At 32.2% G+C, this 13,645-nt stretch carries 14 protein-coding genes; 3 read left to right on the forward strand and 11 right to left on the reverse strand.

Translation table 11 applies throughout. The annotated features are described in order from the left end of the window. Positions 1–13 precede the first annotated feature (13 nt). Together CLHOM_RS17495 and CLHOM_RS17500 are read right to left on the reverse strand one after the other, a co-directional pair. Positions 14–805 carry a flavodoxin family protein gene (locus tag CLHOM_RS17495; RefSeq protein WP_052222968.1) on the reverse strand — a complete coding sequence of 264 codons (792 nt, stop codon included), beginning with the start codon at positions 803–805 and terminating at the stop codon, positions 14–16. Positions 806–1,061: 256 nt separating this feature from the next. Continuing rightward, complete coding sequence (locus CLHOM_RS17500; protein WP_052222969.1) at positions 1,062–2,090, reverse strand: threonine aldolase family protein; 1,029 nt, start codon at positions 2,088–2,090, stop codon at positions 1,062–1,064. Positions 2,091–2,282: 192 nt separating this feature from the next. Between CLHOM_RS17500 and CLHOM_RS17505 the strand changes: the two genes are divergently transcribed. Next, a complete protein-coding gene (locus CLHOM_RS17505) occupies positions 2,283–3,578 on the forward strand; it encodes a hemolysin family protein (protein WP_052222970.1) in 1,296 nt (431 codons plus the stop codon). 47 nt (positions 3,579–3,625) lie between these two features. Here CLHOM_RS17505 and CLHOM_RS17510 read toward each other — a convergent pair whose 3' ends face one another. The 9 genes from CLHOM_RS17510 to CLHOM_RS17550 all read right to left on the reverse strand — a co-directional run bounded on the left by CLHOM_RS17510 (position 3,626) and on the right by CLHOM_RS17550 (position 12,832). Further along, a complete protein-coding gene (locus CLHOM_RS17510) occupies positions 3,626–4,369 on the reverse strand; it encodes an ABC transporter permease (protein ID WP_052222971.1) in 744 nt (247 codons plus the stop codon). Continuing rightward, complete coding sequence (locus CLHOM_RS17515; RefSeq protein WP_052223009.1) at positions 4,366–5,121, reverse strand: ABC transporter ATP-binding protein; 756 nt, start codon at positions 5,119–5,121, stop codon at positions 4,366–4,368. The genes CLHOM_RS17510 and CLHOM_RS17515 overlap by 4 nt, the downstream gene beginning before the upstream one ends. Before the next feature lie 16 nt (positions 5,122–5,137). Then, on the reverse strand, positions 5,138–6,088 hold the full coding sequence (locus CLHOM_RS17520) for an ABC transporter substrate-binding protein (RefSeq protein ID WP_052222972.1): 951 nt from the start codon (positions 6,086–6,088) through the stop codon (positions 5,138–5,140). 3 nt (positions 6,089–6,091) lie between these two features. Then, positions 6,092–6,667, reverse strand: a complete 576-nt coding sequence (locus CLHOM_RS17525) for a UbiX family flavin prenyltransferase (RefSeq protein WP_052222973.1) — start codon at positions 6,665–6,667, stop codon at positions 6,092–6,094. Between the two features lie 21 nt (positions 6,668–6,688). Further along, positions 6,689–7,558 (reverse strand): UbiA-like polyprenyltransferase, encoded by an 870-nt coding sequence (locus CLHOM_RS17530; protein ID WP_052222974.1) that lies wholly within the window; start codon positions 7,556–7,558, stop codon positions 6,689–6,691. Further along, positions 7,545–8,993, reverse strand: coding sequence for a menaquinone biosynthesis decarboxylase (locus tag CLHOM_RS17535; protein ID WP_052222975.1), 1,449 nt, complete (start codon positions 8,991–8,993; stop codon positions 7,545–7,547). The genes CLHOM_RS17530 and CLHOM_RS17535 overlap by 14 nt, the downstream gene beginning before the upstream one ends. A 1-nt stretch (position 8,994) precedes the next feature. Beyond that, positions 8,995–10,284, reverse strand: a complete 1,290-nt coding sequence (locus CLHOM_RS17540; protein WP_052222976.1) for an aspartate aminotransferase family protein — start codon at positions 10,282–10,284, stop codon at positions 8,995–8,997. 14 nt (positions 10,285–10,298) lie between these two features. Then, positions 10,299–12,245: a U32 family peptidase gene (locus CLHOM_RS17545; protein WP_052222977.1), complete on the reverse strand. Its 1,947-nt coding sequence runs from the start codon at positions 12,243–12,245 to the stop codon at positions 10,299–10,301. A gap of 191 nt (positions 12,246–12,436) precedes the next feature. Continuing rightward, positions 12,437–12,832 (reverse strand): VOC family protein, encoded by a 396-nt coding sequence (locus CLHOM_RS17550; protein ID WP_052222978.1) that lies wholly within the window; start codon positions 12,830–12,832, stop codon positions 12,437–12,439. Between the two features lie 243 nt (positions 12,833–13,075). Between CLHOM_RS17550 and CLHOM_RS18425 the strand changes: the two genes are divergently transcribed. Next, complete coding sequence (locus CLHOM_RS18425) at positions 13,076–13,246, forward strand: hypothetical protein (protein ID WP_161803237.1); 171 nt, start codon at positions 13,076–13,078, stop codon at positions 13,244–13,246. After that, entirely contained in the window at positions 13,224–13,613 is a 390-nt protein-coding gene (locus CLHOM_RS17555) for a hypothetical protein (protein WP_052222979.1), read from the forward strand. The genes CLHOM_RS18425 and CLHOM_RS17555 overlap by 23 nt, the downstream gene beginning before the upstream one ends. Positions 13,614–13,645 lie beyond the last annotated feature (32 nt).

Genomic DNA, 13,645 nt, shown 5'->3' on the forward strand with positions numbered 1-13,645 from the left:
TTAATTGTAATATCTATAGAAAAAATATTGAAATGATACTTCCTGCAATTCTTGCCAGTTTTATCTTTATTGGATTTGAATTATGAGGTATATAGTAGCTGCAGGTCTTTTCAAGCCAACCTTTATTTTCCCAATAGGAACAATCAAAGGTGTTTTGCTCCTTTATAACTTTTTGCCAGCATTTTTGTTGTACTTTAAATACCATAAGTGAATAAAATGAAGGATATTCAGCTCTATGATCATGGATAGAACTAAATAACTTATTTGCAATAACTTTGATATCATTGCCATAACGAGATTTAATCTGGTCATTTTCCATTAAAGCACCAGCTCGGAACTTACCTTGTGCAGAAACATGAAATCCCCATGTGAGTAGAGCTGATTTTATTGTTTTTATTGAATGATTTGAGGAACCACCGCCTGAGGTTACAACAATCACTGCAGTCTTATGCGCAAAGGCAGGTCGATGACAATTAAATGCCATGCGATCAATCCAATTTTTCATTATACCGTTTATATCTTCAACATACACAGGACTTGCAAATATTACACCATCAGCTTGGATAATTTTATCTCTAATATTTAAAAGCGTATCCTTCAAAGGACAAAAATCTTCACCCTTATCAAAGCAAACTCGACAACCTCTACAAAGCTTAATATCTGAGTCAGCTAGATGTATTTGTTCACACTCTGCCTTTAAGCCTTTTTCAATTGACATATATAAAAAATCTTCTTCAATATGTTTTACAATACGTTCTGTATTTCCATTTTTTCTAGCACTACTAATAATAGAAATTATTCTCATCTTTTTAATCCCCTTTAGTAACAGGTTTTTCATCTATAAAAATAGAGAAGATATGCTTTCAATTTATCTATACATATACGTAATAGAAAATAACAGGACTACATTCTAATTATAACATTATTTTCAATATAATTAAGGTTTAAATAGTAAGAAAAGCTCTGCTGTAAAATAAAAACCATCTGAATTTTGCTATTACGTGGCTGGAATTTAGATGGTTTCTTAGTACATATTGCTTTTTCAAAAATGTAAATTAAAATTAACAAGTGAGATTTTTTAAATCTTTTAGGAAAGCTTTAACCGCATCTTCTTTTGTAGCCCAGGAGGTTACAAGACGAACTGAGGAGCTGTCTTCGTCAATCTTTGACCATACCAAAAATGAATATTTTTCTTGTAGTTTTTCAATGATTTTGTTAGGAAAAATAGGAAATATCTGATTTGATGGTGAATAGGTTAAAAACTTATAACCCATTGATTCAATATTTTTTCTAAGCAAGTCAGCCATTTTGTTTGCATGCTTTGCCAGATCAAAATAAAGCTCATCCTTAAAAAGTTCTAGAAACTGTATTCCTAAAACCCTTCCTTTAGCTAGCAGTGCACCTTTTTGCTTCATGTGGAATCTGAAATCCTCTTTTAAAGAATCTTTACAGATTACTAGTGCTTCACCAAATAGGGCTCCATTTTTTGTGCCACCAATATAAAAAGCATCCGTTAATTTGGCAATATCTGAAAGCTGCAAATCATTTTCCTTAGAGCATAAAGCAGATCCTAGTCTTGCTCCGTCCATAAATAGAATTAGATTATTTTTCTTGCAGAAGCTACTTAGTTGTTCAAGCTCGGTCTTTGAATAAATTGAGCCTACTTCAGTAGGATTTGATATATAAACTAGTTTAGGCTTTACCATATGTTCATCCGTATGCATACCTAGGGCAGATTTTATATGATCAGGGCTAAGTTTTCCGTCATTAACTTCTACTGAAATTACCTTATGACCTGTAGCTTCTATAGAGCCTGTTTCATGAGTAAAGATATGGCCAGTGTTTGCAGCTATTGCTGCTTCGTGAGGTCTTAGGAAAGCTGAGATAGTAATAAGATTAGTTTGAGTACCTCCTGATAAAAAATGAATATCAATATTGCTCAATTTAATTTTCTGCTTTAACAGTTCAGCTGCTTCAAGTGTATAGTGGTCCTCTCCATAACCATCTACCTGCTCAAGGTTGGATTCTATTAGTGCATTTAATATTCTTGGATTAGTGCCTTCACTATAATCGTTCTTAAAACTGTACATTTTATTGTGCCTCCTTTTGAACTTACATTACAGATAGATTGTATCATAAATATTATTATTTATACCTTTAAACTTTAATTAAAAAATAACTTTGTAGTAAAATTAGTTATTTATGGTATAATGATAATTATAATTTAGGATAGTTTTATAAATAATAAAGATATACTGACTTGGGAGGAGAACTGCTAATATATGATTATCTTAGCAAATATCGTTATTGCATTATTATTGGTATTTATGAATGCTTTTTTCGTTGCCACAGAGTTTGCCATGGTTAAAGTGCGAAAGTCAAGAATAGAAACCTTAGTTATCGAAGGAGATAAAAGAGCAAAACACACTTTAAAGGTTGTTAAAGATTTAAATGATTACTTATCAGCATGTCAGCTAGGGATAACTTTAGCATCTTTAGGCTTAGGGTGGGTAGGGGAACCGGCTGTTGCGGGTTTGTTAAAGCCGTTATTTAATTTATTTAATCTTTCAGAAACTGCTGTACACTCAATTTCATTCATAATAGGATTCTCAATTATTACGGGATTTCACATTGTACTTGGGGAATTAGCTCCTAAATCATTAGCAATTATAAGTGCAGAAAAGATAGCTATGGGTACAGCCTTACCACTTATAATGTTTTATAAAGTAACTTATCCAGTTATGTGGCTTTTTAATCATAGTACTGATTTGGTATTAAAGATATTTGGGATTTCACAAGTTGATGAACATGAAGCTGCTCATACGGATGAAGAAATAAAGTTATTGGTGGAAGAAAGTTATAAACATGGTTTAATAGATAAAACTGAATTAACTTTTGTAGACAATATTTTTGACTTTTCTGAGAAAACCGTAAAGGAAATAATGATACCTCGTACAGATATGGCATGTATTTTTTTAGAGGATTCTTTCGAGGAAATTATAACATATGCCTTATCTGAACAGTTAACAAGATACCCAGTATGCAAGGAAAGCAAAGATAATGTTCTTGGTTTTGTTCACATAAAGGATTTATATAAGCAGAAAATTGAGAGCAATAATCAAAATATAGAAGACATTATTCGTGAGATTAAGTTTGTTCCAGAATCTATGTCAATAAGTGAATTATTAAAAGTATTTAAAAGAGAAAAAGTACAAATGGCTATAGTTATTGATGAGTATGGAGGAACATTTGGATTAGTAACTATTGAAGATATTTTAGAAGAGATCGTTGGAGAAATTCAGGATGAGTTTGATGAAGAAGGCTACGAAATCGCTAAAACTGAAGATGGTAATTATATTGTAGATGGAAAAGTCATAATTGATGATATTAATGAACTGTTAGAAACAGAAATTGAAGTTGAAAATATTGATACCATTGGAGGATGGGTTTACTCACAGTTAACGGCATATCCTCAAATTAATGATAAAGTTACCTATGAAAATTATCAATTTATTATATTAAAATGTGATAGGAAGAGAATAAGCAGAGTACTAATTAAAAAGTTACCAGAAGAATAATTAAAACAACTCTTATAGTTAAACTTATTAGCGATAAGAGTTGTTTTTTAAGCTTTCCATTTACATACCGTCTCTTCTAAAGCATCTATCAAAATAAAAATAATAAAACCTAATATACTTAATACTATTATACCAGCATACATTCCAATATAATCTATTCTAGTCCAAGCATCTAAAATATAATAACCTATACCATATTGGGTTCCATAGCCTTCAGTAAAAAATAATATAGAAAGTGCTGTTCCTATAGAAAGTCTTAAGCTTGTGAGCAATTCTGGCAGTATAGCTGGTACTGTAACATTTGCGAATATTTGAAGCTTTGAGGCTCCAAGACTTTTTAAGGGTCCATAGGTATCAGAAGGAATATTTAGTATGGCATCCCTAACAGTTACAATAATCTGAAACACTAATATTAATATTATTATTATAATTTTTGATATATCACCAAGCCCAAATAAAAGAATTACTATAGGCAGTAAGGCAGTCTTAGGAATAGGGTAAGAAAAATAAACTAATGGATTCAATATTTTATTCCATATACTCGAATAAGCCATTAATAATCCTAAAGATACACCTAAAACTAGAGAAATGCTAATTCCACTAACTACCCTGTACAAGCTTGCTAAGATATGGGTATATAACTTTTCGTCATACAAGTTACTCATATTAATGTATACATCTATTGGCTTTGGTAGAACTTTTAAGTTAATTATTATTGATAGAAGGTACCATAAAATATTAACCATTAAAAAACCTTGAAGGAAAATCTTAATCTTTTTTATTGTATTCACAGTGACCACCCTTTTTTTATAATGCCTCTTAAATACGATGATAATCTAATATATTCTTCACTTTGTCTTAAATTTTCAGTGTTAAAAAGGGGATTATTAATTATTTCTACTATGGTACCAGGGCAATTGGACATAATTACAATCTTTTTTCCCATATATATAGCTTCTTCAATGCTGTGTGTTACAAATAGTGTAGTAATTTTATATTGATTCCATAAACTTATGAAAAGTTCTTGAGCTTCTTCTCTTGTAAGAGCATCTAAGGCTGAAAATGGCTCGTCCATCAATAGTAAGTCTGGATTCATTATAAAGGCTCTAGCAATTGCAACCCTTTGCTTCTGGCCTCCGCTTAACTCACTTGGGTATCTCTCCTTTAAATGATTAATATTTAATTTATTTAAAATATGTTCAATTCTTTCATTCAGAGTATCATCAATTGAGTTTCCTTTTATTTTTAGAGAAAGTAAGTAGTTTTTTTCAACAGTCTTCCAAGGAAGAAGCCCAAAGTTTTGAGGTATAAATCCTATATTATGCTGTTTTGGATTTAATGGATGATTGTTGAGCAATACTTCTTCATGAAAAACTGGTATTAGTCCACTTAGAGTATGAAGCAAAGTGGATTTTCCGCAGCCAGAGGGACCTATAACTGCATATATTTCTCCTGCTTCTATTCTCATACTAATAGGGCCTAATGCTTTCACTATTCTTTTATTGGAATTATAACTTACAGAAAGATTATTTATCTCAAGCATAGAATCCTCCATAAGATTAGTTAACCCCTATATCATTCATTAGACTCTTAGGGTCAAGATTCTTTTTTACAAGTCCTTTATTTATTGTCCAATCAATAGCTTCTTTAACTTCAGCCTCTGATGGAAGGATATTCTTCCTGAATTTAGGCAGTTTAATCTTACCTTTCATATCTGCAGAGTATCCAACGGTTTTTATTATTGCATCCTCAAATTCTGTTATAGAAGTATTGTTTAGATAATCAACAGCTTTATTATAAGCTCTGTAAAAGGCCTTGATATCGTTAGCTTTAGCATCTACTGATTTTTGTGTAAAGGCTGATATTGAAGAATAAATTCCAATACTTCTTGCGCTTCCAAGAAGTATACCCCCATCTTTAATAGCAAGACTGGAGAAGGGTTCTGGAAGTAAGGCTGCGTCAACATTATTATTTCTTAACATTTCAAGTCTAGTAGGAATAGGAGGAACTATTGATTTTTTTACAGCTTCAGGTTTAAGTGAGTTTTTCTCAAGTATTTTATCTAGGGAATATTCAATTGCTGTTTTTTCAGATATAGCTACACTTTTACCGTTAATGTCCTTTATTGATTTTATTCCGGTTTTGCCATTTGCTATTAGCATAAAATCGCCATCAGTAACTCCGGTTATTTTCACATCAAAATCTGCATTTTGGTAAAGACAGATAGCCACTTCATCGCCAATTATTCCATCAAGTTTTCCAGCTTGCAGTGCGGCATCTCTATCTTTAGAGTTTTTAAATATTTGGAAGTTAACATCTACCCCTTCTTCTTTAAAAAAGCCCTTTTCATTAGCTATTACAAATGGAACAGCATCTACAGACCCCATAGCTCCGAAGTTTAAGGTTTGTTTGGAGGAAGTCCCCGCGTTTTTAGAAGGCGAACAAGCTACTAAGGATACTGCGAACATAGAAGTTATAATTAGTGAAAATATTTTTTTATAATTAATCATTTATTAATCCCCCCATTTTTTGAACAAGGTATTTTCTATCGAAAGTGAATCCAAGATTTTTCCTACAACAAAGTTTATTAGATCTTCTATTGTCTTAGGTTTATGATAAAATCCGGGCATTGCAGGAAGAATAGTAACTCCTAGTCTTGAAAGCTTTAACATATTTTCAAGATGTATAGCGTTAAAAGGGGTTTCCCTTGGAACGATGATTAGACGCCTGTTTTCCTTAAGGGCTACATCAGCAGCCCTGCATAACAAATTCTTAGCTAAGCCATTACTGATTTCTGCAAGTGTTCCCATGGAACAAGGCAATATAATCATGGAATCAAATTTAAAGGAGCCGCTGGCAACTGAAGAAAATAGATTATTTATATCCTCTAAATGAATATTGTTAGAGGCTTTACTTAAGTTGCCTATCCATTCATCTATATCAGTTCCTGTCTCAAACTTTACAACTTTTCTTCCGGTTTCTGTACAAATCACATAAATATTTATATTATTTTTCAAGAGTTCTTCAATTAATCTAATAGCGTATATGCTTCCACTGGCACCAGTAATGCCAATAATAATGCTTTTCACGGAAAATCACCTCTAAAATTATTATACTAATGCATCAATTACTCCACAAACTAGAAATGAGATACTTATGAGCTGATTTATACTGTATGAGGCAATTTTTACATTAGATAAATTATCAGGTGATACCATCTTATGCTCTGCTATAAACAAGACAGATATAATTGCTAATCCAGTGTAATAAATTACTCCAAGCTGATTACTTAAGATTCCAACAAAAACTAATAAAATTATTGTAATTGCATGAAAAAAGGTAGCAATATGCAAAGCATTTTTAACTCCAAACCTGGCAGGTATTGAATGAATGCCATTATTAGTATCAAAGTCGTAATCCTGTGAACCGTAAATTATATCAAAACCTGCTACCCAGAGAGTGTTAGCTGCACCCATAAAGAGAGGTAGCCAAGAGATTTTTCCTGTAACTGCAAGCCAGGCTCCAACAGGGGCTGCCGCAGAAGTAATTCCTAAGACCAAGTGGCATGCCCAAGTAAACCGTTTAGTATATGAGTATATTATCATTAAAAATAGTCCAACAGGAGAAAGCAGTAAGCATATTGGATTTAGCATAGCTGCTGCTATGACCATTATCAGAAAGCATGCTGCAGTAAATACTATGACTTCTTTTTTCTTAAGAAGTCCTTGAGGTAGCTGCCTTACTGCAGTTCTTGGATTTTTAGCATCAATTTCAGCATCAATGACTCTATTTATAGCGTTTGCACCAGTTCTAGCACCCATAAAGGCAACTAGAATCCAGAATATCACATAAGGAGAAGGGAGCCCTTCACTTGCAAGAAGCATAGAAATAAGGGCAAAGGATAGTGAAAAAATAGTATGTGAAAACATGACTAAAACTCCGTAGTCATGAGCTTTTTTTATAACCTTAGTCAATACCATACTCAGTCCACCTCCTTGTAACTAGATCCTTAATATCTTCTGTCATTTCAATATCATCTGGCCATTCTCTAGTATGACCTTCACTTGGCCATTTCTTAGTTGCATCTATACCCATTCTATATCCGTAATGAGGCAGATTTGATGCATGATCTAAAGCATCCAAAGGTCCTTCTGATATAACTATGTCCCTCTTAGCGTCTATATTGTTGAATACCTTCCAAGCTACTGTGGATAAATCTTGAGGAGAAATGTTTTCATCAACAACTATTATCATTTTTGTATACATCATTTGACCCATACCCCATAATGAGTTCATTATTTTCTTAGCATGACCTGGGTAACGCTTCTTTATTGACACGATAACACAATTATGGAATACCCCTTCTAAAGGGAAATTAAAGTCAATTATTTCAGGATGCTGCATCTTTAGTAGTGGTAAGAAAATTCTCTCTGTTGCTTTACCCATGTAGCAGTCTTCCATAGGAGGTTTACCAACTATGGTTGTTGGATATATTGGATTTTTCTTATGAGTTATGCAGATTACATGAAATACAGGGTAGTAATCAGCAAGAGAATAATATCCAGTATGATCTCCAAAAGGTCCTTCAAGTCTTAATTCTTCATTAACATCTACATAACCTTCAATTATAAATTCTGCATCAGCAGGTACATATATATCGTTAGTAATAGACTTTACAAGCTTCACTGGTGCTTTTCTTAAAAATCCTGCGAACATCATTTCATCAATCATCTTTGGAAGAGGTGCTGTAGCCGAATATGTAATGGCAGGATCACAGCCTAGAGCTACGGACACTGGCATTTTACCCCCTTGAAGCTTATATTTTTCGTATATTTCTCTTCCATCCTTGTGAAGATGCCAGTGCATGCCGGTGGTATTTTTATCAAAGACCTGTAACCTGTACATTCCCATGTTTTGAATGCCACTTTCAGGATCTTTAGTAATAACAAGTGGAAGGGTTATAAATCTTCCTGCATCACCTGGCCAGCATTTTAATATTGGTAATGTGGATAAATCAGGAGCGTTTTCTATAATTTCCTGACAAGCCCCCTTAGTTGGAAGCTTAATAGGAAATACCATTGCCATTCGTGCAAGCTTTGGCAAGGAGTGAATCTTATTCATAAGTCCTAAGTAATTTGACATATCAATAAATTCTTCAATATCGCTGCCTATATCATCAAGCTTTTCAACATTAAGAGCCATGCTCATTCTTTCATAGGTTCCCATAGCATTGATAAGTACTGGATATGGTGAGCCTTTTACCTTTTCAAATAAAAGTGCAGGACCATACTTTTTTGATATTCTATCTGCTATTTCAGTAATTTCTAGTTCGGGATCTACTTCAGTTGATATTCTTTTTAGTAAGCCCTTTTCATCTAAGTGTTTAATAAAGGCTTGTAAATCTTTATACGCCATCTTATTTCTCCTTAATTGTAAGATAAACTTTTTCTAGAGTTTTTTCTAATGCTGTAACCATAGCGTTTATATCCTCTTCTGAAATAACAAGAGGAGGTTGAAAAGCCAAAACATCTCTATTTAAGCCGTTTTTACCAATGAGAAAACCTAAATCCTTCATTTCCTCTAAAATAAAGTCAGTAATTTCTGCAGAAGAAAGCTTATCACTGTTTGATTGAATTTGTAATCCCATCATTAAGCCAGCACCCCGAACTTCCTGTATAAATGGGGAAGAAAGCCTTTCTAATCTCTCTCTTAAGAGTTTTCCTAAGGCATCAGCTCTTTCTACTAGGTGATTTTTTTCTATATAATCAAGTACACCTAAAGCATTTTGAGCAGCTGCTGGATTACCACCAAAAGTAGACGCGGAAGGACTGTTAAAAGCTTTTGCAATTTCATCTGTGGTAGAGAAGGTGGATATAGGGATTCCATTTCCTAGGGCCTTAGCAGTAACTATAATATCTGGAACAACTCCGTAGTGGTCTATACAAAACATTTTGCCTGTTCTACCGTAGCCAGTTTGTACTTCATCAACGATTAATAAAACCTTATAGGATTCTAATAACTGTTTGACCTGTTTTATATAATTTTTTGGATACATGATGATTCCACCGTTACCCTGTATAGGCTCTAATATCATTGCAGATATCTTATGGCCATGTTCCTTTAAAACAGCTTCCAGCTGTTTTAAGGATTTTTTCATAGCTTTCTCATAGCTAGTGTCAGGAGAATATGGTCTGTCGATGAAAAAAATATCTTCTTTAACTAAATTATCATCAAGTCTCCACATGGGAATTCCTGTTACACTTAAGGTCAAGTGAGTTCTGCCGTGCAGTCCTCCATTTAAAGCGATAAATCCATTCTTTTTAGTGTATAATCTTGCTAATGCCATAGCACCTTCGTTGGCCTCTGATCCAGTTACACAAAAGAAGGTTCTTTTAATATTTCCAGGAAGAATTTTAGAGAGTTTTTCTGCAAGGTCAACAATGGGCTGAGTTAAATATAAAGTAGTTGTATGTTGAAGCTTACTTAGCTGTTCTATTGCAGTTTCAATAATCTTAGGATTTGAATGTCCGCAATTCATTACAGAAACCCCAGCGTAAAAGTCTATATATTTTTTATTATCCTGATCAAAAAGATACTGCATGGAACCCCTAACTATTTGAGGTGGATTCTTATAAAAACATGAGTTGGCAGGGAAAAAGTATTCTCCTCTTTTTTCAAGTATTTTTGCTGGACCTATATAATTCATAAACAATTCCTCCTCTATATGTTTTTAAAAGTTAGAGCGCCTAGAGTAAAACCAGCTCTATATGATTTCATATTCTGGAATAATTCTGTGCATTTAGCTTTATCTTCAATTGCTTTTTTATATACTTCTATTATACTTTTTAATTCTTCTAAGCTATAGGTTTGTCCTTCAATACGGAAGCCTATAGGCTTATCAAAATTCAATGCATCAAGTACTGGAAGCATACAGAGTTCTTTAGAGGTAAATAAATGGTTTCTCTCATTCTGATCTATATACACAGGATTTTCACCCTTGTCAGTCATTAATACCAATATACTATTATCAACATATTTATTATCTCCTGCTTCTATAATCTTAGATGCAGATACGTTATCGTATAAGTTATGATCTAAGTACATAACTCTTAATGGACCGTGAACAATAAGTTCTAAAGGTGTCTCTGCCATAGAAATAAATTTTGGAAGTTCTCTCTGTTTTGCTTCAATAGATATAGTAGCTTCGTTTATCCCTTGATTCTTATAAAACTCCAGAGCCTTATGGTTATAAATATTTAAATTATAATTTGTTATTAATGGATATTTGCCAGCATATTTTCTTATAGCTCCTAGGTTGGACACTAATAATCCATCATAGAGATAACCGTACTTTTCTAAATAATGGTCTGTTATATCAAATTGAAGCTCATCCATAATTTGAGGTAAATCCAGATAAATTTCAGTAGAGTTCTTTGAATCAACTGGGTTTTTAAGCTGTTCTACGCTGATAAATTCGTCTGGAGACAAAACTTCACAAGGTAAATAGATACGATCTACTCCAAGCTCTATACACAGCTTAGCTTGATCATAATTATTTACCTTAATAGATAACCTGTGTTTGGAAGGCTGATTTTTATCATAGCTATTCTCAGCATAACTAGTTAATTCAGCTTTAGTATCATTTATAATATCATCAGTTATATTAGGCTCTTGTGTAGGTGTAGAAAAGACCTTACCTGTAGAATAGAACTTGCCTGTACCTTCATATCTTGTATTAATAAACTTTAATCCAGGCTTCGAAAAGGCATAAGCAGTAGTAAAATCACGTTTCCTATTTTTGTATAGTTCATCAGCTTGCTTTTTTCTATTAAAACTTAAAGGATTTTCAATATATCTATCGATAGCATCACCGTAAATGTTTACAAGTTTTACTATGAAGTCAGTATCTCTCATACGCCCCTCTACCTTAAAGGAAGTTATATTTGCCTCGATTAATTCAGGTATATGCTCGTACATATACATATCCTTTGCTGCAAGAGGATATTCTGTAGAAAACACAGAACCATCTTTTTTTACAAGATAAGGCCATCTGCAAGGCTTAAAACATCTACCCCTGTTGGAGCTATTGCCTAGTACAACAGAACTGCAGTAACAGTTTGCCCCATCTACAGCGCACATATCTCCATGGACAAAATACTCTGTTTCTATGCCTGTTTCTTTTTGAAGATGTTTTGCTGTTTCTAAATTCATCTCCCTTGAAAGCACCACCCTAGATACTCCAAGTTCCTTTAGCTTTTTAACAAACTCTATATTATGTACATTCATCATAATAGAAGAATGAATTTCAAAATTGTTATAATTTCTCTCTTTGCAAATTTGTAAGATACCAAGATCCTGAACTATAATACCGTCAACTTTTTCATCATTTAAAAAGTGGAGGTACTCAGTTGCTTCATTTATCTCAAAATCATTAAGCATATTGTTTACAGTTACATAAACCTTTTTATCAACATTATGTGCCATTTTAACAGCTTCTGAAATTTCTTCATCAGAAAAGTTATACCCTTTTCTCATCATTCTCATATTTAAGGATTTACCACCAAAGTAAATGGCATCACAGTTCGCATTAACCATACTTCTAAAGGTCTCCATGGTACCAGAAGGAGCTAGTAGTTCTACCTTTTTTCTGTTAAAGTATTTTGTCATGTTTTCACCTCTATTACAATGTAATAAATTATATTATCTAATAAATCTTACAAATAAATCTTAACATAAATAATGGAATAATAAAAGATAAGGAGATAAGGTGCCAGGCACCGGAGAAAGGAGAAAAATAAAAATAGCAGGCATCCACTTTTAGTTGGTGCTACTATTTTAGAAATAATTAACTTTATTTTTTATTTTAGAGAATAATTTAACCCCCATGTAATACCATAGCAATCAGTTACTACTGCATGAAAAGCACCCCAAAAGGTCTTTTGTAATTCAAATTTTATTGATCCATTTTTCATTAAAGCTTTATATACTCTATTAATTTCTTCTTCACTTTCTAACTCTAATACTAGATTAATATTTGATACATAGTTTTTCTCTTCAAATATATCTACAAAATATATTACACAATTAGGATTTATATGAAGTTCCGAATGGATTACTTTTCCTTCAAAGCCCTTGAACATTTCTTTCCCATCAGCCATTTGAACATTTTTAATTTCTCCACCAAATATTTCTTCATAATATTCAAGTGCATTTTTACAATCTTTAACATATATTTCAGGAATAATTTTTTTCATATGTCTCAATCCCTTCATAAAAAATTTTATTTATATCAATAATTATAACTCAACATATTTTACCTTGAAATAAATTTTCTTGAAATTCTTTTAAAGATATATAAATTATTAATATAATGTGGTAAATTTGGACATTTAATTTACAAAACATAATAAGAAGAAGTATAATATTTTTAAATAATAATAAATATTAATATTAATTATGAGGGCATAGTAGCGTTACATAAATTCAATGTTTTATTAATGGTAATCGATACTGCACCTATCTTTCTAGGAATATTTGCTTTCATTGCTGGTATAAATCAGTATAAATCAGAAGAGAATAATAGAAAGTTAGATAGTACATTAAATAATGAAATAGAAGTAAAGAAAAAATTAGGATTGGTAATTGATGAGATTGAAAAAAATAAATGATGCAATAAGCAAGGTATCAGTAACTTTATTAGAGGTATTTAATTATTCAAAGAGCAATATAGAAGGAATTGATTGTAACCTAGGTAAAATACTATATGCAACTGAAAACACTACATCAGATATTAATGAATTTCATAGTGGTATCAATAGTTTTGTCAATTCAATAGAAAATATAGAGACAAGTACAGAAAGTGCAAATGATATATCAAGCGTTTTATCAAAGCTTGCCCTTGATGGAGAAAGATATGTAAATAATAGTATTGAGGATATACTTAATATAAATGATTTTGCAAAAAAAGTAAGTACTACCGTTAATCAATTAGACATGAAGGTTAAAAGTCTGTTTACTTTACACAAAACATTGTAGAAATGATAGATAATGAAACCCAAAATACAAAT

The organism is Clostridium homopropionicum DSM 5847 (genome assembly GCF_001263795.1).
GTDB classification, from domain to species: Bacteria; Bacillota; Clostridia; order Clostridiales; family Clostridiaceae; genus Clostridium_H; species Clostridium_H homopropionicum.